We start from the raw sequence: 21,570 nt of genomic DNA on the forward strand, positions 1-21,570 counted from the left end.
CGGTGGGGGGCCATCGGCTGTGGCGGTACGAGGATCAGTGGTGGCCGTGGCCGCTGGTGATCTCGTGGTGCTCCTCGGCGGTGGGCTTGGGGATCTGGGTCCCCTCGCCGTAGAGGCCCTGGGAGAGCTTGGCGCGGGTCTTGGCGAGGATGCCGACCTTGCGCTTGACGCCGTTCTCGTCGACCTCGGCGGGCAGCTCGATCGGCTTGGGCTGGTCGTGCGCGGTGTAGGTGTGCAGCTTGCCCGCGGGCAGCTGCGCGTGCACCTCGACGAACTCGCCGTGCGGCAGGCGCTTGATGACGCCGGTCTCGCGACCGTGCAGCACCTTGTCCTTGTCACGGCGCTGGAGGCCGAGGCACCAGCGCTTGGTGACGAAGAAGGTGATCACCGGCACCACGAAGAAGCCGACCCGCACGAAGTACGTGATGTCGTTGATCGAGAGGTGCAGGTGGGTGGCGATCAGGTCGTTGCCACCACCGATCAGCAGGATCAGGTACAGGCTGATCCAGGCCGCACCGAGGGCGGTACGGACCGGGGCGTTGCGCGGGCGGTCCAGGATGTGGTGCTCGCGCTTGTCGCCGGTGACCCAGCTCTCGATGAACGGGTAGACCGCGATGGCGGCCAGCACCAGCGGGAAGACCATCAGCGGGACGAACACGCCCAGGTTGAGGGTGTGGCCCCAGAGGCCGATCTCCCAGCCCGGCATGATGCGGATCAGACCCTCGGAGAAGCCCATGTACCAGTCGGGCTGCGCGTCGGTGGAGACCTGGTCTGGGCGGTACGGACCGTACGCCCAGATCGGGTTGACGGTGGCGATCGCCGAGACGGCCGCGATGATGCCGAAGACCAGGAAGAAGAAGCCACCGGCCTTGGCCATGTAGACCGGCATCAGCGGCATGCCGACGACGTTCTTCTCGGTCTTGCCCGGGCCCGCCCACTGGGTGTGCTTGTGGTAGAAGACCAGGATCAGGTGCGCCACCAGCAGGCCGAGCATGACGCCCGGGATCAGCAGCACGTGGATGGTGAAGAACCGCGGCACGATGTCGGTGCCGGGGAACTCGCCGCCGAACAGGAACATCTGGATGTACGTGCCGACCAGCGGCACGGCCAGGACCGCGCCCTCCATGAACCGGATGCCGGTGCCCGACAGCAGGTCGTCGGGGAGCGAGTAGCCCATGAAGCCGTCGAACATGCCCAGGAACAGCAGCAGGAAGCCGAACAGCCAGTTGATCTCGCGGGGCTTGCGGAACGCGCCGGTGAAGAAGACGCGCATCATGTGCACGAGCATCGCGGCGACGAACACGATCGCGGCCCAGTGGTGGATCTGACGGATCAGCAGACCACCGCGGACCTCGAACGAGATGTGGAGAGTACTGGCGTACGCCTCGGACATCCGGATGCCCTGGAGCGGGGCGTAGGAGCCGTGGTAGACGGTCTCGCCCATGCTCGGGGTGAAGAACAGCGTCAGGTAGACGCCGGTCAGGATGATGATGATGAAGGTGTAGAGGCAGATCTCGCCGAGCATGAAGGACCAGTGGTCCGGGAAGATCTTCCGCAGGTTGGACTTGGCCAGGGTGTAGAGGCCGAGGCGGCCGTCCACCCAGTCCGCGGCCGACTCCGCCTTGTTGGCGGGCTTGGCACGGGTGCTGGCCGGCTTGGCGGCACCGCTGGTGCTGCTCGCGGTCATCGGCTGCGCTCCCAGTAACTCGGACCGACGGGCTCGTCGAAGTCGCCGGTGGCGACCAGGTAGCCCTTCTCGTCAACAGTGATCTTCAGCTGCGGCAGCGGGTGGCCGGCCGGGCCGAAGATGACGCGGGCGCCGTCCGCCAGGTCGAAGGTCGACTGGTGGCAGGGGCAGAGCGCGTGGTGGGTCTGCTGCTCGTAGAGGCTGATCGGGCAGCCGACGTGGGTGCAGATCTTCGAGTAGGCGAGGATGCCCTCGAAGCCCTTGTCCCGGGACTCCTTGTCCTTGATGTCCTCCGGAGCGATCCGGATGAGCATCAGGGCGTCCTTGGCGATCTGGACCTGGAAGTCGTGCGCGTCCTCTTCGAGGCCCTCGGGCTTCGCGAAGCTCAGCGAGCCGACCACGATGTCCTCGGGCTTCATCGGCTCGTTGGTGTTCATGTTGATCAGCTGGAGCGGCTTGGCCTTGCTGGCCTCCTTCCAGCCGGTGTGCTCCAGCTTGTCCTCGGGCAGCGGCCCGAGGTCGCGGAGCAGCACCACACCTGAGAGCGGCACCAGGGCCATCGACCCGATGAGGGTGTTGCGGATCATCTTGCGGCGGCCGAAGCCGGACTCGGCGGCACCGGTCTTGAACTGCTCGATGACGTCCGCGCGGACCTCGTCGTCGGCCTCGATCGCGTGGCGCTCGGCCGGCAGCTCGTGGTCCGACATCAGGGTGCGGGCCCAGTGGACCGCGCCCGCGCCGATGCAGAAGAGCGCCACCCCGAGGGTCAGGCCGAGCGAGAAGTTCAGCGCGCTGACGTGACCGATCGGGAAGATGTAGACGATCTTGTCGATCGGGAAGATCACGAAGGACGCGATGAACCCGACGGTCGACAGCATCGACAGGATGAAGAGCAGCGAGACCTGACGCTCGGCCCGCTTGGCGGCCCGCTCGTCGATGTCGGTGCGACGCGGCTCGTGGGCCGGCAGGCCCGGGTCGGCGAACGGGTCACCGTGGACGGCGACATCGGTGCCGTGGGAGTCGTGCGACTCCGGCAGGGTGTCCTTGGACATGTCGTGGCTCATGACTTCTTGGCCTTGGTGGTGTGGGCGGCGACCCAGATCGCGACCGCGATGAGGCTGCCGAGACCGAAGATCCAGCCGAACAGGCCCTCGGTCACCGGGCCGAGGCTGCCCAGGGTCAGACCGCCGGGGCTCGGCTCATCGTTGGTGGTGTGGCGGACGAAGGCCACGATCTGCCGCTTCTGCTCCTCGGGCATCACGCCCTCGGGGAAGGAGGGCATGTTCTGCGGGCCGGTCTGCATGGCCTCGTAGATGTGCTTGGCGTCCACGCCCTCGAGCGACGGGGCGTACTTGCCCTGGGTCAGGGCACCACCCGCGCCGGCGAAGTTGTGGCACTGCGAGCAGTTGGTGCGGAACAGCTCGCCGCCCTTGGCGACGTCGTCCGGGTTGGTGGAGGTGTACTGCTCCTTGGTCGGAGCGACCGGGCCGGGGCCGAGCGAGGCCACGAAGGCGGCCAGCTGGTCGATCTCGGCCTGGGAGTAGATGTTCTTCTTCTTCGGCACCTGGGCGCCGGGCTGCTGGGCCGGCATCCGGCCGGTGGCAACCTGGAAGTCCACCGCCGCGGAGCCGACGCCGACCAGACTCGGACCGTCCGAGCTGCCCTCGCCGTTCAGACCGTGGCAGGAGGAGCAGCCCACGGCGAAGAGCTTCTTGCCCTCGTCGATCGCGAGCGACTGCACCGAGCTGTCGGCCTGCGCGTTCTCGGCGGGCGCGAACGCGGCGTACAGCCCCCCGGTGGCCGCCAGGGCGAAGAGTAGGACGACCAGCGCCGCCAGTGGATGGCGCCGTCGTGCGGAGAGCTTTTTCACGGATTAACCCCGGGGTCAGGATCTGGTCGGCTGGTGGGCGTCCGTCGCGGCCCGGTCTGCCCGGGTCGGCTGCGGGGACGCGCGCGGTCGGTCGGTGCGGGTACGGCTCCGGCCGTCGGCCAGCGACCTGATCAGCTGGTTACTTGATCAGGTAGATGGTCGCGAACAGGCCGATCCACACGACGTCGACGAAGTGCCAGTAGTACGACACCACGATCGCGGCGGTGGCCTGCTCGTGCGTGAACCGCTTGGCTGCGTACGTCCGTGCCAGGACCAGCAGGAACGCGATCAGACCACCCGTCACGTGCAGGCCGTGGAAGCCGGTGGTCAGGTAGAACACCGTGCCGTACGGGTCCGAGGACAGCGAGAGGCCGTCCTTCTTCACCAGCTCGGTGTACTCGAAGATCTGGCCGCCGATGAAGATCGACCCCATCACGAAGGTGATCATGAACCACGAGCGGAGCTTCTTCACGTCACCGCGCTCGGCGGCGAAGACGCCGAGCTGGCAGGTGAGGGAGGAGAGCACCAGGATCGTGGTGTTCACCGAGGAGAAGGGCACGTTGAGTGCGTGCGCCTTCTCGGTCCAGAACTCCGCGCCCTTGACCGAGCGGAGCGTGAAGTACATCGCGAACAGGGCCGCGAAGAACATCAGCTCCGAGCTCAGCCAGACGATGGTTCCGACGCTGACCAGGTTCGGCCTGTTGACCGCTCCGTGCGCGTGTCCGGTTTCTGTTGCTGTTGCTGTCGCCACGACGGACATTATGTCGGTCCCTTATTCCGTCTTCACGCCGGGGGGTGTACCTCGGAGTGTCCGGTGCGTGCGGTATGCCCCGTTGGCAGCCGACGGGGCGTCGGACGGGGGCTTCGAGGAGGCGGTGTCCCATTTCTGACGGTTCATTGACGGCAGGTGTACCCGTTCGCCCCGCGCGTCCGGGTGGCCGCCACGCCGCGGGTCGGCTAGCGGGTCCGCCGTACGAGTGGAACCGAGCTTCCGGGGTGACGATCCGTCGCCCGTGTGCGCGACGGGCGTGGCGGCTCGTCCGAGGGAGATCGCGCCAGGGGGTCACCGTGGCGGGTGTGCGGGAGTAGCATCCGGAGGTGAACGTGGTCCGGGTCACACCGGGCCGGGTTGAGCCGACGCACGGTACGACGAAGACACAGCCGTATAAGAGGACGAGTACCCGGGAGCAGGGCCCATGGCGCACACGACCGACGAGACGCTCACCGTTCTCGTCTACAGCGACGACCGGAACACCCGTGAGCAGGTCACCCTCGCGCTGGGCCGCCGCCCCGCCGCCGACCTCCCGGAGGTCGACGTACTGGAGTGCGCCACGGTGCCCGCCGTGCTCCGCGCCCTGGAGAAGGGCGGGATCGACCTCTGCGTCCTGGACGGCGAGGCCGTCCCGGCCGGCGGGCTCGGGGTGGCCCGGCAGATCAAGGACGAGATCTACGGCTGCCCGCCGGTGCTGGTGCTGATCGGCCGGCCGCAGGACTCCTGGCTCGCCGCCTGGAGCCGGGCCGAGGCCGCCATCTCCCACCCGGTGGACCCGGTGGCCCTGGCGGAGGCCGCCGCCACCCTGCTCCGGGCCCGGGTGGCCAAGCGGACGCCCGCGCACCGCTGAGGGGCCGTCAGCCCCGCGTCTCACCTGTAGAGAAGCACCCCGCATCCGGGCACCCCGGATCGCTAGGCTGACTCCAGCATCCCTGATCGAGAGCTGGAGTCAGCCATGGTGAACGCACAACCTGCGAACGGCGGTAGCGACCCCGCGCAGGTGGTCCGTACCTGGCCGGACCTGCTGAGCACGCTGCTGGCCGGGCAGGACCTCGGCCAGGCCGACACCGCCTGGGCGATGGACCGGATCATGGGCGGCGAGGCCACCCCGGTCCAGGTGGCCGGCTTCGTGGTCGCGCTCCGGGCCAAGGGCGAGACGGTGGATGAGATCGCCGGTCTGGTCGAGTCGATGTACGCGCACGCCCACCCCCTGCACATCCCCGGACCTGCGGTGGACATCGTGGGCACCGGTGGGGACCGGGCGAAGACGGTGAACATCTCCACCATGTCGGCGATCGTCGCGGCCGCCGCCGGAGCCAAGGTGGTCAAGCACGGAAACCGCGCCGCCTCCTCCGCCAGCGGCGCCACCGACGTGCTGGAGAAGCTCGGCATCAGCCCGGACGTGACGCCCGCCCGGGTGGCCGAGATCGCCGGGGAGGTCGGGCTGACCTTCTGCCCGGCGCCGATGTTCCACCCGGCGATGCGGCACGCCGCCCCGGCCCGCCGTGACCTCGGGGTGCCGACCGCGTTCAACATCCTCGGCCCGCTCACCAACCCGGCCCGGGTCACCGCGCACGCGATCGGCTGCTTCGACACCCGCCTCGCCGGTCTGATCGCGGGCGTGCTGGCCCGGCGCGGCGCCACCGCACTGGTCTTCCGGGGCGACGACGGACTGGACGAGCTCACCATCTCCACCACTTCGCACGTCTGGCTGGTGAAGGACGGTCAGGTCACCGAGACCACCTTCGACCCGCGCGAGGTCGGCATCGAACCGGTCGGCATCGAGGCGCTGCGCGGCGGCGACCCGCAGTTCAACGCCGCGGTGGCCCGCCGGCTGCTGGCGGGGGAGCGCGGCCCGGTCCGGGACGCCGTCCTGCTGAACAGCGCCGCCGCACTGACCGCGCTGGAGCTGACCGACGCCCCGCTGGCCGAGCAGCTCGCGGCCGGGATGGTCCGGGCCGCCGCGGCCATCGACTCGGGCGCGGCGGAGGGCCTGCTCAAGGACTGGGCGGCGGCCACCACCCGTTCCTGATCGACGCGTTGAGGCCCGGCGGCTGCCTGCCGGGCCTTCGCTGTGTCCGGATGGCGGACTGCTGTTTGACCACTTCTCGGCGGCTCGCCTAGAGTCCTCGGCAGGTCATGAGTGACAGCGACAAGCCCCAGCTTGCTGTCCGGCAACCCTCCTTCCGTGGCGGGGTGCCCTGGGTGAGGACCGGGCCCGCGGCGAATCGTCCGCGTGGCAAGCGCGGACGTCGGCGGCACAGCTGCACCCCGAGGTCCCGGACCTTCCGAGGAGTGCACCCCCATGTCTGCCCACCCGTCGCCCGCCGCCGCCCTTGTTTCGTCGCGCTCCGCGCGGCACCTCCCGACCTGCGCCCCGCTCGCCGTTCTCGGCCACGACGTCCAGGTCCCGCTGGTCTCCGGCGAGAAGGTCACCTACGCCGCTCTGGACTACGCCGCCAGCTCCCCGGCGCTCCAGCGGGTCTGGGACGACGTCGCCGCGTACGCCCCCTACTACGGCAGCGTGCACCGCGGCGCCGGGTACCTCTCGCAGCTCTCCACCGACCTGTTCGAGCAGAGCCGCCGCACCGTCGAGGAGTTCCTCGACCTGCGCGAGGGCGACCAGGTGGTCTTCACCCGGGCCACCACCGACTCGCTCAACCTGCTGGCCGGTGCGCTGCCCGCCGGCACCCGGGTGTTCGCCTTCGAGACCGAGCACCACGCCTCGTTGCTGCCCTGGCGTCGGGACGGCCTGACCGTCAGTTACCTGCGCGCCCCGCGCTCGCACGCCGAGGCGGTCGCGGCCCTGGACGCCGCGCTGGCCGAGCAGCCCGCCGAGCACCGGCTGTTCTGCGTTACCGGCGCCTCCAACGTCACCGGCGAGCTCTGGCCGGTCGCCGAACTCACCGAGGTCGCGCACCGGCACGGGGCCCGGGTGGTGCTGGACGCCGCCCAGCTGGCGCCGCACCACCGCGTCTCGGTCAGGGAGTTGGACGTGGACTGGATCGCCTTCTCCGGCCACAAGCTGTACGCCCCGTTCGGCGCCGGGGTGCTGGCCGGGCGCAGCGACTGGCTGGACGCGGCCGAGCCCTACCTGGCCGGCGGCGGCGCCAGCCGGACCGTCGCCCGTGAGCTGGACGGCTCGGTCGCCGTCGAGTGGCAGACCGGCCCGGCCCGGCACGAGGCCGGCTCGCCGAACGTGATCGGCGCCTACGCGGTGGCCTCCGCCTGCCGGGCGTTGACCGAGGCCGGGTTCGACGTCCTGGAGGCGCGCGAGCAGCACCTGATCGAGCGTCTGAAGGCCGGCCTGGCCGAGGTGCCCGAGGTCCGGGTGCTCAGCCTGTTCGGCGAGGACGCGGCGCGGGTGGGCGTGCTCTCGTTCGTGGTGCAGGGGTGGAACAGCTCGCACTTCTCGGCGGCGCTCTCGGCCGAGTACGGGATCGGCGTGCGGGACGGGCTGTTCTGCGCGCACCCGCTGGTGCGGACGCTTCTCGGCGGCGAGGAGGCCGCACCGTCCGAGTGCGGCGCACCGGAGCCGTCGCTGCCGGGGGAGCGCAGCCTGAACGCGATCCGGGTCAGCTTCGGAGCGGGGACGCCGGACGAGCACCTGGAGCGGTTCCTGGCGGCCGTCCGCGAGCTCGTCTCCGACGGGGCGGCGTGGACGTACCGGAACGAGGGCGGGCGGTGCGTGGCGGACACTCGGCGCTGAACCTTTCGCAGGCCGCCCAGGCATCTATGGTCAGGGGTCCGGGGAACTGCGGAGCCGACCTCAGGAGCGTTCAACGTACGTTGTGTGGTCAGGAACTTTCGCAGTGACCCACACGCCAGATCTCCTCGCAGTTCCCCGAGCCCCTGGATAGTGCAACCGGACGCCTTGCCGAAAGGCTACTCGTCGAGGCCGAGGGCGAAGGCGGCTTCGAGGTCGTGCTTGGAGTAGGTGCGGAAGGCGATCTGGGTCTCGGTGTGCTCGACGCCCGGGATCTTGTTGAGGCGGCCGGGGATCACGGTGGCGAGGTCGTCGTGGTGCCGGACCCGGACCATCGCGACCAGGTCGTAGCCACCCGTCACCGAGTAGACCTCGCTGACGCCCTCGATCGAGGCGATCGCCTCGGCGATCTCGGGAATCCGGTCGACGCTGGTCCTGATGAGCACGATCGCGGTGATCACTCTGTCGCTCCTGTCCGTGGGTTCCGGGTCAGCGTAACCGCGAGGGAGGTGGCCAGGTACCCGGCGGCGAAGCCGATGACGTGCACCGGGTACGCCACCCCGGGGCCGTCCTGCCGGACCGAGAGCCACTGCAGCAGGAACCAGAGCCCGAGCACCAGCCAGGCCGGGAACCGCAGCGGGAGGAAGAGCAGCAGCGGCACCAAGGTGGTCACCCGCGCGCGCGGGTACAGCCGCAGGTAGCAGCCGAGCACTCCGGCGATCGCACCGGAGGCCCCGACCAGCGCCCGGACCGAGTCCACCCCGTGCGCCTCCGTCACCGCCCAGCCGTACGTGGCGAGGTAACCGGTGGTCAGGTAGCCGAGCAGGAACCGCAGCCGGCCGAACCGCTGCTCCACCCCGGGGCCGAAGACGAACAGGAAGAGCATGTTCCCGAGCAGGTGCAGCCACCCCGCGTGCACGAACAGTGAGGTGAGCACCGAGAGCACCGGGATCTTCCGGGGCGTCACCGGCGGCGGGCAGTCGGCGGTGGCCGGGGGCAGCCGGGCCAGCTGATCCGCCGTCAGCGGTCGGTTCGAGAGCAGTTCGGCGGGCACCGCGCCCCAGTGCTGCTCGTACCGCTGCTCGGCGCAGACCCGGTCCTGACCGGTGCCGTAGCGGGGGTTGAGGCCGAAGCTGGGGCCGATCAGCAGGGTGAGCACGCTCAGCGCGATCAGCGCGTACGTGACGACGGGCGGGCGCTCCGGTGTCCTGCCGCCCGGTGCGTCGAGGTGGTCCAGGACGGGGATGGCCATGGCGGAGAGCATTCCTCCGGGAGGCCCCTCCGACACCGTCGGGTACTGCGGGTGGCCTACTGCCCGCATCACGGACCAGGTGGACCCGGGTGAACCGGCAGGCAATAGGCTTGGCCCTCCGGACCCTGGGTGACCGCCGCGAGGCAGCACCAACGAGAGGACTTGGCAGAATGACGATCGCCGCCCCGACCGCTGAGACCCGCTGGCGCTGCACGCTCTGTGGCAACCTGACCCGCTTCGACGTGACGCGGTCCTCCCGGGTGGTGGAGTTCCTGCACTTCGACCTCGCCGGTGACTCCAAGGTGGAGGAGACCGAGGTGCTGACCGAGACGCTGGAGTCGGTCCGCTGCCGCTGGTGCAACGCGGTCGACCAGGTCGAACTGGTGGCCCGCCCGGACGCCGAGCAGGCGGCTGCGGAGCAGCAGGAGTCCTGACCGGTGCCGTGCCCGGCAGACCCTGCCGGGCACGGCCCTGTGCACCGGCCCGGCCCCGCGCGGAGTGTGGCGCGGGTCGGCTCGGGGCACGGTTACCGCGACAATTGCAGAGAGCGGTGTGTTTGAGGTCAGCGGCAACCGGCCGTAAGGACCCCGCGCAGCAGGATCGGAGCCGAGGACGTGGTGGACGCAGCAAGGGGGGCGGCCGAGTCGCAGGAGCAGCCTCCCGCGGCCACGACCCCGGCCGCCCCGGAGCCGGCCGATGCCCCGCCACCCGCTCCCGACGCCGTGGACACCCCGGCCGACGGCCAGGAACAGCTCACCAGGCCGCTCCCCGAGGGCGTACGCCACCGGGTCGTGGGGATCGCCGCCGACGCGCTCGGCGGCCTGCCGGCGGCCGAACTGCCGGTCTCGCTGCGCCAGTACGCGAAGTTCACCCCGGCCAGGCGGGCCAAGTACGCGGCCACCGCGCTGGCCGCGGCACTGGAGGCGGACCCGGCCTTCCGGCTGCGGATAGCCGATCGGCTCCGGCTCGGGCAGCCGGATCTGGTGCGGGCGCTGGAGGCGGGCAGTGTGCCGGGCGCCGCCGACCCGATGGACGTGGCGGCGGCCGCCTACCTGCTCAGGCCGGCCGGCTGGGCCCGGCTGGTCACCGAGGCGGGCGAGCAGGTCGAGCGGGCCGGCGCCGAGGGGGCCGCGGCCGAGGCGACCCGGCTGGTGGAGAAGCTTCAGGAGGAGCTGGCCGAGCTGCGGGTCCAGTCCAGGGCCGACCTGGACCGGCACCGGGCCGACTCCGAGGGCGTCCGGCGCGAGGCCGAGTCGCTCCGGAAGAAGGTCCGCACGCTGGAGAGCGACACCCGGCGGGCCCAGGCCGAGGCCCGCAAGGTGCAGGCGGAGCTGGCCGAGGCGCGGGCCGCGGCGGCCACCGAGCAGAGCGCGGCCGAGGCCGAGGCCCGGCGGCTGCGGCACCGGATCGCCGAGCTGGAGACCGCCCTGGAGACGGGCCGTCGCTCCGCCAGGGAGGGCCGCAGCGTCGAGGACATGCGGCTGCGGCTGCTTCTGGACACCGTGCTGCAGTCCGCCCAGGGCCTCCAGCGGGAGCTGGCACTGCCGGTGGCGCAGCTCCACCCGGCCGACCTGGTGGACGCGGTGGCACCGGCCTCCGCCTCCCCACACGACGTGGCCCGGCGGGCGCTGGCCGAGGACGACCCGGCGCTGCTGGACCAGCTGCTGGCGATCCCTCAGGTCCACCTGGTGGTGGACGGCTACAACGTCACCAAGACCGGGTACCCGACGCTGCCGCTGGAGCAGCAGCGGATCCGGCTGCTGGGCGGGCTCGCGATGCTGGCCCAGCGCACCCAAGCCGAGGTGACCTGCGTCTTCGACGGGCAGGACCTGGACGTGCCGGTGATCCTGGCGCCACCGCGCGGGGTCAGGGTCCGGTTCAGTCGGACCGGCGAGACCGCGGACGAGTTGATTCGGCGGCTCGTCAGGGCCGAGCCGCAGGGGCGTCCGGTGGTGGTGGTCTCCACCGACAAGGAGGTCGCCGACGGCGTGAAGAAGGCCGGTGCGCGCCCGGTCGCGTCGCTGCTCCTGCTCAAGCGGCTGGCCAGGCCGTGAATCCGTCTGACCGCTGGTCAGAGCCGGTGGCCCGATTGTGTCGGTCCGGTGAATTCCGCTCCCGGGGCGGAAGTTCGTAGCGGTAGGGGAGTGGCGTACCCGTGACAACTTCACTAGGGTCGGGCGTCAAACCTATATTCTGGACATGCACCCGAATGGGTGAGGCCGCGTCCAGGAGTGATGAAGGAGCTAGTCCTTTGGCTTCCCACCGCCGCCCCAAGCAGCCGAGCCGTGCGCGGGTCTCCGTGCTGACCGCTGCCGCAGCGACCGCGGTCGCCCTCTCGGCCCAGACGGGTGCCCACGCGGCGCCGGCCAAGCCGAGCAAGGACGAGGTCAAGGTCCAGGTCGACCAGCTCTTCAACGAGCAGGAGCAGGCCGCCGAGCGATTCAACGGCGCCAAGGAGCGGACCGACCAGCTGCGCAAGCAGGCCGAGCAGCTCCAGGACCAGGTGGCCCGTGGCCAGGAGCAGATGACGGCCCTTCAGGGCGGCCTGGCGGCCGTGGCGGCGCAGGAGTACCGCGACGGTGGGGTGGACCCCTCGGTCGCGCTGATGCTCTCCTCCGACCCGGAGAACTACCTGACCAAGGCCTCCAGCGTCGACCAGGTGAACGAGACCCAGGTGCAGAGCCTGAAGACGCTGCAGGACCAGCAGCGCCGACTGGACCAGCAGAAGGTCGAGGCCGCGGAGACGCTGGCCGAACTGGACCGCAACACCAAGGTGCTGAACGACGCCAAGGCCGAGGTCCAGCAGAAGCTGGCCGAGGCCCAGAAGCTGCTCAACCAGCTGAGCGCGGCCGACCGCAGCGCCCTGGAGAACGAGCGCTCCTCCCGTGGCTCCGAGCGGTACGACGTCAAGAACCTGCCGCCGGCCTCCGGTTACGCCGGTGCCGCGGTCGCCGCCGCGATGGGCAAGCAGGGCAAGCCGTACGTCTGGGGCGCCACCGGGCCGAACTCCTTCGACTGCTCCGGCCTGGTGGTCTGGGCCTACGCGCAGGCCGGTGTCTCGCTGCCGCGCACCTCGCAGGAGCAGGCGACGGCCGGCACGGGCGTCGGCAACAACTACGCCAACGCGCTGCCGGGCGACCTGGTGATCTACCACAACGACGCGCACCACGTCGGGATCTACATCGGCAACGGTCTGGTGGTGCACGCGCCGCACACCGGTGACGTGGTGAAGGTGATGAAGGCCGACGCGATGCCGATCAAGACCATTCGCCGGGTCTGATCCTCCGTTCTGATCGCCCGTCAGCCTGATGCGGCATAACGGACATCTCCTTCCTAAGGCGTACAACTGACGCCTCGTGACACGCGCGGGCCCGCCGGAACCTCCCTGTGATCTGGGACACCTCCGGCGGGCCCCGCCGCGTCCGCATCCCGGGATTTCATCGGCGGAGCGTGCGTTTTCGATCACGCTCGGTCGTAATCACCAAAGAATCACGACTTCATTCCGACTTTTTTCTTACAAGGATTTGAACCGATCACGGTTGGGTTACTAGGGTCCTTCTCGAACCACCGCACTGTCGATCACCCAACCTGGGTGGCGGCGGGGGTTACCGCCGAGTCCGAGACGCAGCGGGGCAGTCCAACTGCCCCACGGGGAAGCCCTTGTGAGGGCACTGCCGATCGGAGCCGGGGAACCATGTTCCTCGGGGTGAATCGGCGCCAGGTCGGCGGACCGTCGTGAGACGGCTCGGCGGTGAGGCGTCGTAGGGCGTCTCTTCCAGCCCGAACCCGTCAGCTCACCCGGTAGGCGGCCGTAGGAAGAAGGAGTCCGCCTTCGTGGCGTCCCATCGTCGTCCCAAGCCTGCCGGTCGCACCCGGGTCTCGATCATCACGGCTGCCGCCGCCGCTGCGGTGGCGCTGTCCACCCAGACCGGTGCACACGCCGACCCGACTCCCACCAAGGACGAGGTCAAGTCCCAGGTCGACCAGCTCAACGAGCAGGCCGAGGACGCGACCGAGAAGTTCAACGCGGCCACGGAGAAGCAGCAGACCCTGCAGAAGCAGGTCAGCAGTCTCCAGGACGAGGTGGCACGGCAGCAGGCCCAGGTGACCACCCTTCAGGGCACCCTCGGGGAGATCGCCGCCGAGCAGTACCGGACCGGCGGGATTTCGCCCACGGTCCAGTTGATGCTCTCCAGCAGCCCGGACGCCTTCCTGGGTCAGGCCGACTCGCTGAGCCAACTCGGCGCCTCCCAGGCGGACACCCTGAAGACGCTGAAGGGCGAGCAGGCCAAGCTCGACCAGCAGAAGTCCGAGGCGCAGAACAAGCTCGCCGACCTGGAGCGCACCACCCAGGAGCTCCGCGCGGGCAAGGACCAGATCCAGGCGAAGCTGGCCGCCGCGCAGACCCTGCTCGACACGCTCAGCAAGAAGGAGCAGGACGAGCTGCGGGCCGCCGACGCCCGGGCCGCCGCCGAGTCGGCCGCGAAGGCCGCCACGGCGTCGAAGACCGACGACCGGGCCTCCCGCTCGGAGGCCCGGACCGACCTGAGCGCCCTGCCGGCCGGCTCCTACGCCGCCACCGTGATCGCCGCCGCCGAGGCGCAGATCGGCACGCCGTACGGCTACGGCTCGGTCGGCCCGGGCAGCTTCGACTGCTCCGGCCTGATGGTCTGGTCGTTCAACAAGGCCGGGATCTCGCTGCCGCGCACCTCGGAGGCACAGATGGGCGCCGGTCAGAACATCGGCACCAACATCGCCGACGCCAAGCCCGGCGACCTGATCATCTACCGCGGGGGCGGCCACGTCGGCCTCTACGTGGGGAACGGTCAGATCGTGCACGCGCCGCGCACCGGCACCCTGGTCCGGCACGAGTCCGCCACGGTGATGCCGATCACCCGCATCGTCCGGGTCTGACCACCGGTCAGGATCTCCACCCGCAGGCCCGGCCCCGTGCCGGGCCTGCGGCGTTCCCGGGGACCCGAGCTGATGTCCGATTAGTGGTCAAATATTCGGCACTGTAGGGGTTTGGACTAGATCGCCGCGACTCGCTAACGTCTGCCCCCGGACCTTCGCGAGGAGCCGCCCGACCCGGGCGGCGGCGGTGGCCCGGCGCAGGAACGGAGCCGCCGCCGGTATGTCGTCGCACAGTCGTTCTCCCCTGCCAGGCGCCCGCCGGTTCACCCGGGCGCTGGTGTTCACCGCAGCGGCCACCACGGTGCTCGGCGCGGCCGCCACCGGCGCCGCCGGGGCCGCGCCCGGCGCCCCGGCCGAGCCGCCCACCCGCAAGGACGTCAAGGCGCAGGTGGACCAGCTCTACGAGGAGGCCGAGCAGGCCTCGGAGAAGTTCAACGCGGCGCTGGAGCAGCAGCGGCGGCTCCAGTCCGACACGGGGTCGCTGCAGGCCCAGGTGGCGGTCGGCCAGGATGAGCTGAACCGGCTGCGCTCCGGCCTCGGCTCGGTGGCCGCCGCCCAGTACCGGGCGGGCGGCATCGACCCGGCGGTCCAGCTGATGCTGGACTCCGACCCGGCCGCCTACCTCTACCGCGCCCGCGCCCTGGACCAGTCGGCGGAGCGGCAGAACGACACCCTCCGCGAGGTGATCGACAGTCAGCGCCGGCTCGACCAGCGACGGGCCGAGACCACCGCCAAGCTGGCCGAGCTGGAGTCCGTCCGGCGCACCCTGGAGGAGAGCAAGCAGGAGATCCGGCAGCGGCTCACCAAGGCCCAGCGGCTGCTGAACACGCTGGGTGCGGGGGAGCGGGCCAGGATGGCCGACGACGACGCCAGGGACGCCGCCCGCCGGGCCGCCCGGGGCGCCGAGCGGCTCGACCTCGGCAACCTGCCCGCCGCCTCCGGCCGGGCCGCCGCCGCGCTGGCCGCCGCCAGCAGCAAGATCGGCTCCCCGTACGTGTACGGGTCGACCGGCCCCACGACGTTCGACTGCTCCGGTCTGATGTACTGGGCCTGGCGGCAGGCTGGAGTGACCCTGCCGCGCACCTCGCAGCAGCAGGCCGGCGCGGGGCAGCGGATCAGCCTCGCCGAGGCCCGGCCGGGAGACCTGGTGATCTTCTACAGGGACATGCACCACGTCGGGATGTACGCCGGCGGCGGTGTGGTCGTGCACGCGCCCTACCCCGGCGCCCGGGTCCGCTACGAGAGCGTCAGCGCGATGCCCGTCTCCGGGGTGGTGCGGGTCTGAGCGGCGCCCGGCCGTCCGCCGACCCCGCCCCGGACGCCGGGGCGCGGGTCGGCGGCGCCGTGCTGTCCCGTCGGGCCGCGCTGCTGCTCGCGGCGGCCGGGCTGGTGCAGCTCTCGCCCCCGGCGGCTCGGCCCGCCGGTGGGCCGGTGCCGACGCCCGCCGCCCCGGCCGGAGCCGATGCCGCCCTGGTCCGCCCCCGGATCGAGGCGCTGCTCGCCGATCGGGCCAGGGCGCTGCTCCGGCTGGACCGCACCGCGCTGGCGGCCGGGGTCGCCCCGGCCCGGCGGCCCGCGGAGCAGGCCGGTCTGACCCGGCTGGCCCAGCTTCCGTTGGCCGAACTCTCGTACCGGATCACCGACTTCACCGAGCCGGTCGGCGCCACCCTGACCCTGGCCGTCGAACTGGGCTGGCGGGTGGCCGGCTTCGACGACCACCCGGCCGTGCTGACCCGGCGGATCGGCTGTGAGCTGGTGGACGGCGAGTGGCTGCTGAGCACCGAACAGCCGGTCGGCGGCGCGGCGCTCTGGGACCTCGGCGAGGTCCGGGCGGCCCGGGGCGGGCACAGCATCGCGCTGGGCCGGGCCGAACCGGCCGCGCTGGCCGCGGCGGTGGCCACCGCCGACCGGGCCGTACCGCTGGTGACCGAGGTCTGGGGCGGGGACTGGCCGGGTCGGCTGCTGCTCGTCCTGCCGGCCACCGGCGAGGAGTTCGCCCAGCTGCTCGGGGTCTCCGCCGCCGGGTACCAGGGCATAGCCGCCGTCACCACCGCCGCCGCCGGGGCACCGCTGAACAGCCCGGCCGACCGGGTGCTGGTCAACCCGCAGGCGTACGCCGGGCTGAGCGAGCTGGGCCGGCGGGTGGTCACCGTGCACGAGGCGACCCATGTGGCGACCCGGGCCGACACCCGGCCGTGGACCCCGCTCTGGCTCTCCGAGGGCGTCGCCGACTACACCGGCTACCGGGGCACCGGCCGCAGCCCCGGGCAGATCGCTCCGGAACTCGCCAGGGCGGCCGCCGCCAAGGGCTTCACGGCGGTGCTGCCCGCCGACACCGACTTCGCGGCCGGTTCGGCGGGCATCGGCCTGGCGTACGAGCTGGCCTGGTCGGCCTGCGACCTGATCGCCCGCCGGTACGGCGAGCAGCGGCTGGTCGGCTTCTACCGGGCCGCCGGGGCCACCGAGCCCACCGGCGGCCGGGAGGAGTGGCTGGACGGGCTCTGCCGGGCCCGGCTGGGCCTCGGGCTGGCCGACTTCATCCGGCAGTGGGGCGAGGACCTGCACCAGCGCTACGCGCACTGACCGGGGGCCTGGTCACTGGCGGACGCCCGCGCTGTCGATGCCGTCCAGCAGGTCGTGCTCGTAGGCGATCCCCGGCCGGACCGGGTACCCGGCAGGCACCGGCGCCTCCAGCGCGGGGGACAGCACCAGCGTCCGGACCGGCTCCACCACCCGGGTGGAGCGCCAGAGCCGGACGCAGGAGAGGATCGCGGCGGCCAGCAGCAGCAGGTTGCGGACCGTCAGCACCACCACGCCCCAGACCTGGCTGTTCACCACCTGGCTGAACAGCACCGGGAACTCCAGCGTGGTGAACAGCGTCGCGGCCAGCACCAGCAGCGCCACCGGCCGCTGGCTGGTGCCGCGCACCGTCAGGCAGACCGCCGTCAGGCCGACCACCCAGACCAGGTATTGCGGGCTGATCACCCGGCTGGTCACGGTGAAGATCAGCAGTGCGGCCAGCGCCGCGTCGAAGGTGGTCGCGGTCTGCCAGCGTTTGGCCCGCAGCCGCCAGAACAGCAGCCAGGCGAAGCCGGCCACGCTGGCGCCGACCGAGACCTTGGAGATCACCGTGACCCACGGCCCGAGCATCTCCACCGAGCCGTAGTTCATCTTCACCTCGCCGTGCCAGCCGCCGGCCAGCCGGGCGAAGTGCAGTGGCAGCGCGCCGAGCGACTCCACCTCGATGCCCCGGTCCCGCTGGAACTTGAGGAACTCGAAGGCGCCGTTCATCCCGGCCGCGAGCAGGAAGCCCAGCGCGCTGAGCGAGGCCACCGCCGCCGTCCAGGAGCGCTTGGTCCGCCGGCCCTTCGGGGTGCCGATCAGGGCCAGCACCGGCCAGACCTTGACCAGCCCGCCGAGACCGAGCAGCGCACCACCGAGTGCGGGCCGCCGCAGCACCACCAGCAGCCCGCCGACCGCCACCGCGGTCACCACGATGTCGTACCGGCAGTAGACCGTCGGCCCGAGCAGCGGCACGCCCGCCACCCAGACCCAGGCACCGGTGAAGCTCCGGCCGCGCCGCGTACCCGCCCGCATCAGCAGGCCCATGGTGAACGCGTCCACCAGGCCGCAGATCACCCAGAACGAGACCAGGTACGACCAGGGCAGCAGCCCGGGCAGCAGGATCACCAGGGCGGCGCCGGGCGGGTACTGCCAGGTCACGTCGTCCAGCGGGAAGGTGCCGGTCTGCAGCACCTGGTACCAGCCGTGGTAGATCACCGAGACGTCGGCGGTCACGTCGGCACCGGAGACGCTGACCAGGCCGAGCACCATCAGCATGATCAGCACCCGGGTGGCCAGCCAGCCTCCCGCCAGGCCCCAGAGCGCTCCGCCGGCCGGCGAGGACGCCGGGGTACGGTCGGCACCGCCCGCACTCATGCCGGGACTCCCGGCCGGGGCCAACTCCACCGCACTCCCTCGTTCGACGTGCGCGCCGCGCAGATCCACCCCCGAGCCCCCGTCCGTTCTCACCGTGCCGTCTCCGCACGCATCGACCGGCACGGGCAGCCCACTCTAGCCAAAGGCGTGGTCGCACCCGCCGACCGCGTTCCCGGCACACCGGGGCGTTGACCTATGGTACGGATCAGCGACCGGTACACCGAGCACCCCCCGACCGAGCGAGCCGTGGCATGCACAAGACCCTGATCGTCACCAACGACTTCCCGCCCCGGCCCGGGGGTATCCAGGCCTTCGTCCACAACATGGCGGTGCGCCAGCCAACCGGCAGCATCGTGGTGTACGCCTCGACCTGGCGGGACGGCAGCGAGGTGGCGAAGTTCGACGCCGAGCAGCCGTTCCCGGTGATCCGGGACCGGACCAGGATGATGGTGCCGACCCCCCGGGTCACCCGGCGGGCCGCCGAGATCCTCCGCGCCGAGGGCTGCGACTCGGTCTGGTTCGGCGCCGCCGCACCGCTCGGCCTGATGGCCCCCGCCCTGCGCCGGGCCGGCGCGGGCCGGCTGCTCGGCATGACGCACGGTCACGAGGCCGCCTGGGCTCAGCTCCCGGGCTCCCGGCAGCTGCTCCGCCGGATCGGCGCGGGCACCGACACCCTGACCTACCTCGGCGAGTACACCCGCTCGCGGATCGCCGCCGCGGTCGGCCCCGAGGCGGCCGCCCGGATGGTCCAGCTGCCGCCCGGCGTGGACGAGCAGACCTTCAGGCCGGACTCCGGCGGTGCCGTGATCCGGGCCCGGCTCGGCCTGACGGACCGTCCGGTGGTGGTCTGCGTCTCACGGCTGGTGCCGCGCAAGGGCCAGGACACCCTGATCGCCGCGCTGCCGCAGATCCTTCGGCAGGTGCCGGACGCGGTGCTGCTGATCGTCGGCGGCGGCCCGTACCAGGGCGAGCTGGAGAAGCTCGCCGAGGCCAAGGGCGTCAGCGCCTCGGTCCGCTTCACCGGGGCGGTGCCCTGGTCGGAGCTGCCGGCCCACTACGGCGCGGGCGACGTCTTCGCGATGCCCTGCCGCACCCGCCGGGGCGGCCTGGACGTCGAGGGTCTCGGCATCGTCTACCTGGAGGCCAGCGCCACCGGACTCCCGGTGATCGCCGGGGACTCCGGGGGTGCGCCTGACGCCGTCCTGGAGGGCGAGACCGGCTACGTCGTCCCCGGCGGCTCCCCCGCAGCTGTCGCCGAACGGACCGTCACGCTGCTGCAGGACCCCGAGCTCCGCCGCACCATGGGCGAGGCCGGCCGCCGGTGGGTCGAACGCTCCTGGCGCTGGGACCTCCTGGCGGGGCGGCTGACGGCACTGCTCGCCGCAGATTAGGCCGGTGGCTCGGAAGGTGGTGGCCCGGGGCTCTGCTGCTGTGCGGCTCCGCCGCGTGGGCGACGCCGACCTCAGGAGCGTCAACGTGCGTGCACGGTCAGGCGCTTTCGCATGTGACCCGCACGCCACGTAGCCTCGCCCCGGCGGCGGAGTCGCCCATCAGCAGAGCCCCGAGCCCCCGGCTGCGCCGTGGCTAGCGGCGGTAGAGCCCCTCGATCTCGGCGGCGAAGTCCTTCATGACGACGTTGCGCTTGAGCTTGAGCGACGGCGTGAGGTGGCCGCTCTCCTCGGAGAAGACGGTGTCGAGGATGCGGAACTTCTTCACCGCCTCGGCGTGCGAGACCGCCTGGTTGCCCTCGTCCACGGCGGCCTGAACGGCCGTCAGGAGGTCGGGGTCCTCGCGGAGGTCGGCGAGCGTGGCGTCGGCGGGCTTGCCGGTGAGCTCCTTCCACCTGGGGAAGAACTCCTCGTCGATGGTGATCAGGCAGGCGATGAACGGCTTGCGGTCGCCGACCACCATCACCTCACCGATCAGGGCGTGGGCCCGGATCCGGTCCTCGATCACGGCGGGGGCGACGTTCTTGCCGCCCGCGGTGACCAGGATCTCCTTCTTCCGGCCGGTGATGGTCAGGTAGCCGTCGGCGTCCAGGCTGCCCAGGTCGCCGGTGGCGAACCAGCCGTCGCGCAGGGCCTCCGCCGTGGCGGCCGGGTTGTTCCAGTAACCGGTGAAGACCTGCGGGCCCTGAAGCAGCACCTCGCCGTCCTCGGCGATCCGGACGGCGGAGCCGGGCAGCGGCTGGCCGACGGTGCCGATCTTGGGCCGGTCGTGCGGGTTGAAGGCGGTGGCCGCGCAGGTCTCGGTCAGACCGTAGCCCTCCAGCACGGTGAAGCCGATGCCCCGGTAGAAGTGGCCCAGCCGCTCGCCGAGCGGGGCGCCGCCGGAGATCGCGTGGGTGGCCCGGCCGCCGAGGGCGGCGCGCAGCTTGCTGTAGACCAGCTTGTCGAAGACCGCGTGCCTGATCCGCAGGCCGAGCCCGGCGCCGCCCTGGTCGAGGGCGCGGCTGTACGCGATGGCGGTGTCGGCCGCCCGGTCGAAGATCTTGCCCTTGCCGTCGGCCTGCGCCTTGGCCCGGGCGGTGTTGTAGACCTTCTCGAAGACCCGGGGCACGCCGAGGATCAGGGTGGGCCGGAACGCGGCCAGCTCGGCGGTGACGTCCTTGATCTCGGAGACGTGGCCGAGCTTGATCGGGGCGATCACGGCGGCGATCTCGGCGATCCGGCCGAGCACGTGGGCCAGTGGCAGGAAGAGCAGCACGGAGCTGTGCCCGGTGCGGAACAGCGGCTCCAGACGGGCCGTCACGTTGCCCAGCTCGGCCAGGAAGTTGCCGTGGGTGAGCTGACAGCCCTTCGGGCGACCGGTGGTACCCGAGGTGTAGACGATGGTGGCGATCGAGTCGGCGGTCGGGACCGAGCGGCGCTCGGTGACGGTGCCGTCGGTGACGTTGGCGCCGGCCTCGGCCAGCTCGGCGAGGGCGCCGCGCTCGATCTGCCAGGTGTGGGCAAGCTCCGGCAGCCGGTCGCGCAGGCCGGCCACCGCGGCGGCGTGGGCGTCGGTCTCGGTGACCACCGCGACGGCGCCTGAGTCGCCGAGGATCCAGGCGACCTGTTCGGCGGAGGAGGTCTCGTACACCGGCACGGTGATCGCACCCGCGCACCAGATGGCGAAGTCCAGCACGGTCCACTCATACCGGGTGCGGGACATCACGCCGACCCGGTCGCCGGGGGCCACGCCCGCCGCGATCAGGCCCTTGGCGGTGGTGCGCACCTCGGCGAGGAACTGGGACGCCGTCAGATCCACCCACTGTCCGTCCAGCTTGCGGCTGAGAACCGCCACGTCCGAGTGCTGCTCGGCGTTCTGGTGGACCAGGTCGGAGAGGTTACCGCCGCTCGGTACCTGGTAGCGGGCCGGAAGGCTGAACTCGAGCAAGACTGCTCCTCGTCTGCGACGCTGCGGGACGGCAGGACGTTACTGCCCGGTA

At 71.6% G+C, this 21,570-nt stretch carries 18 protein-coding genes and 2 riboswitches; of the genes, 10 read left to right on the forward strand and 8 right to left on the reverse strand.

Features of this window, described 5'->3' with window-relative positions:
* Nucleotides 1-34: 34 nt before the first annotated feature.
* From ACKUU6_RS24220 to ACKUU6_RS24235, 4 genes are all read right to left on the reverse strand, one after another.
* The gene (locus ACKUU6_RS24220; RefSeq protein ID WP_407990667.1) at nucleotides 35-1,687 is read right to left on the reverse strand and encodes a cytochrome b; all 1,653 of its coding nucleotides are present in this window, start codon (nucleotides 1,685-1,687) and stop codon (nucleotides 35-37) included.
* A complete protein-coding gene (locus tag ACKUU6_RS24225) occupies nucleotides 1,684-2,739 on the reverse strand; it encodes a ubiquinol-cytochrome c reductase iron-sulfur subunit (protein ID WP_407992219.1) in 1,056 nt (351 codons plus the stop codon). The genes ACKUU6_RS24220 and ACKUU6_RS24225 overlap by 4 nt, the downstream gene beginning before the upstream one ends.
* An 8-nt stretch (nucleotides 2,740-2,747) precedes the next feature.
* The gene (locus ACKUU6_RS24230; protein ID WP_407990668.1) at nucleotides 2,748-3,557 is read right to left on the reverse strand and encodes a c-type cytochrome; all 810 of its coding nucleotides are present in this window, start codon (nucleotides 3,555-3,557) and stop codon (nucleotides 2,748-2,750) included.
* Between the two features lie 139 nt (nucleotides 3,558-3,696).
* Nucleotides 3,697-4,317, reverse strand: a complete 621-nt coding sequence (locus ACKUU6_RS24235; protein WP_407990669.1) for a cytochrome c oxidase subunit 3 — start codon at nucleotides 4,315-4,317, stop codon at nucleotides 3,697-3,699.
* 436 nt (nucleotides 4,318-4,753) lie between these two features.
* On the opposite strand from ACKUU6_RS24235, the gene ACKUU6_RS24240 reads away from it, so the two are divergent.
* The 3 genes from ACKUU6_RS24240 to ACKUU6_RS24250 all read left to right on the forward strand — a co-directional run bounded on the left by ACKUU6_RS24240 (nucleotide 4,754) and on the right by ACKUU6_RS24250 (nucleotide 8,038).
* Nucleotides 4,754-5,179 (forward strand): hypothetical protein, encoded by a 426-nt coding sequence (locus ACKUU6_RS24240; RefSeq protein WP_407990670.1) that lies wholly within the window; start codon nucleotides 4,754-4,756, stop codon nucleotides 5,177-5,179.
* A 105-nt stretch (nucleotides 5,180-5,284) separates the two neighbouring features.
* Nucleotides 5,285-6,361 carry an anthranilate phosphoribosyltransferase gene (trpD, locus tag ACKUU6_RS24245; protein WP_407990671.1) on the forward strand — a complete coding sequence of 359 codons (1,077 nt, stop codon included), beginning with the start codon at nucleotides 5,285-5,287 and terminating at the stop codon, nucleotides 6,359-6,361.
* Between the two features lie 103 nt (nucleotides 6,362-6,464).
* A riboswitch (SAM riboswitch) is annotated at nucleotides 6,465-6,581 on the forward strand.
* Between the two features lie 53 nt (nucleotides 6,582-6,634).
* Nucleotides 6,635-8,038 carry an aminotransferase class V-fold PLP-dependent enzyme gene (locus ACKUU6_RS24250; protein WP_407990672.1) on the forward strand — a complete coding sequence of 468 codons (1,404 nt, stop codon included), beginning with the start codon at nucleotides 6,635-6,637 and terminating at the stop codon, nucleotides 8,036-8,038.
* A 176-nt stretch (nucleotides 8,039-8,214) separates the two neighbouring features.
* Here the strand turns inward: ACKUU6_RS24250 and ACKUU6_RS24255 are convergent, their stop codons facing one another.
* Together ACKUU6_RS24255 and ACKUU6_RS24260 are read right to left on the reverse strand one after the other, a co-directional pair.
* Nucleotides 8,215-8,496, reverse strand: a complete 282-nt coding sequence (locus tag ACKUU6_RS24255; RefSeq protein WP_184920654.1) for an Lrp/AsnC family transcriptional regulator — start codon at nucleotides 8,494-8,496, stop codon at nucleotides 8,215-8,217.
* On the reverse strand, nucleotides 8,493-9,287 hold the full coding sequence (locus ACKUU6_RS24260; RefSeq protein ID WP_407990673.1) for a rhomboid family intramembrane serine protease: 795 nt from the start codon (nucleotides 9,285-9,287) through the stop codon (nucleotides 8,493-8,495). The genes ACKUU6_RS24255 and ACKUU6_RS24260 overlap by 4 nt, the downstream gene beginning before the upstream one ends.
* A gap of 170 nt (nucleotides 9,288-9,457) precedes the next feature.
* Here ACKUU6_RS24260 and ACKUU6_RS24265 point away from each other — a divergent pair, with 170 nt between their 5' ends.
* The 6 genes from ACKUU6_RS24265 (at nucleotide 9,458) to ACKUU6_RS24290 (ending at nucleotide 16,784) form a co-directional block, all read left to right on the forward strand.
* Nucleotides 9,458-9,721 (forward strand): hypothetical protein, encoded by a 264-nt coding sequence (locus tag ACKUU6_RS24265; RefSeq protein ID WP_407990674.1) that lies wholly within the window; start codon nucleotides 9,458-9,460, stop codon nucleotides 9,719-9,721.
* A 288-nt stretch (nucleotides 9,722-10,009) separates the two neighbouring features.
* Complete coding sequence (locus ACKUU6_RS24270; RefSeq protein ID WP_407992220.1) at nucleotides 10,010-11,341, forward strand: NYN domain-containing protein; 1,332 nt, start codon at nucleotides 10,010-10,012, stop codon at nucleotides 11,339-11,341.
* A 197-nt stretch (nucleotides 11,342-11,538) separates the two neighbouring features.
* Nucleotides 11,539-12,567, forward strand: a complete 1,029-nt coding sequence (locus ACKUU6_RS24275; RefSeq protein WP_407990675.1) for an NlpC/P60 family protein — start codon at nucleotides 11,539-11,541, stop codon at nucleotides 12,565-12,567.
* 382 nt (nucleotides 12,568-12,949) lie between these two features.
* Nucleotides 12,950-13,111, forward strand: a riboswitch (cyclic di-AMP (ydaO/yuaA leader).
* A 10-nt stretch (nucleotides 13,112-13,121) separates the two neighbouring features.
* Nucleotides 13,122-14,201: an NlpC/P60 family protein gene (locus ACKUU6_RS24280; protein WP_407990676.1), complete on the forward strand. Its 1,080-nt coding sequence runs from the start codon at nucleotides 13,122-13,124 to the stop codon at nucleotides 14,199-14,201.
* 220 nt (nucleotides 14,202-14,421) lie between these two features.
* On the forward strand, nucleotides 14,422-15,486 hold the full coding sequence (locus ACKUU6_RS24285) for an NlpC/P60 family protein (RefSeq protein ID WP_407990677.1): 1,065 nt from the start codon (nucleotides 14,422-14,424) through the stop codon (nucleotides 15,484-15,486).
* A gap of 59 nt (nucleotides 15,487-15,545) precedes the next feature.
* Nucleotides 15,546-16,784 carry a hypothetical protein gene (locus ACKUU6_RS24290; RefSeq protein ID WP_407990678.1) on the forward strand — a complete coding sequence of 413 codons (1,239 nt, stop codon included), beginning with the start codon at nucleotides 15,546-15,548 and terminating at the stop codon, nucleotides 16,782-16,784.
* A 12-nt stretch (nucleotides 16,785-16,796) separates the two neighbouring features.
* Here ACKUU6_RS24290 and ACKUU6_RS24295 read toward each other — a convergent pair whose 3' ends face one another.
* The gene (locus ACKUU6_RS24295) at nucleotides 16,797-18,233 is read right to left on the reverse strand and encodes a glycosyltransferase 87 family protein (protein ID WP_407990679.1); all 1,437 of its coding nucleotides are present in this window, start codon (nucleotides 18,231-18,233) and stop codon (nucleotides 16,797-16,799) included.
* 158 nt (nucleotides 18,234-18,391) lie between these two features.
* Between ACKUU6_RS24295 and ACKUU6_RS24300 the strand changes: the two genes are divergently transcribed.
* Entirely contained in the window at nucleotides 18,392-19,531 is a 1,140-nt protein-coding gene (locus ACKUU6_RS24300; protein ID WP_407990680.1) for a glycosyltransferase family 4 protein, read from the forward strand.
* 193 nt (nucleotides 19,532-19,724) lie between these two features.
* On the opposite strand, the gene ACKUU6_RS24305 is transcribed toward ACKUU6_RS24300, so the two are convergent.
* A complete protein-coding gene (locus ACKUU6_RS24305) occupies nucleotides 19,725-21,518 on the reverse strand; it encodes an AMP-dependent synthetase/ligase (protein ID WP_407990681.1) in 1,794 nt (597 codons plus the stop codon).
* Nucleotides 21,519-21,570 lie beyond the last annotated feature (52 nt).

Origin of the sequence: Kitasatospora sp. CMC57 (genome assembly GCF_045866025.2) — a bacterium.
Classification (GTDB): Bacteria; Actinomycetota; Actinomycetes; order Streptomycetales; family Streptomycetaceae; genus Kitasatospora.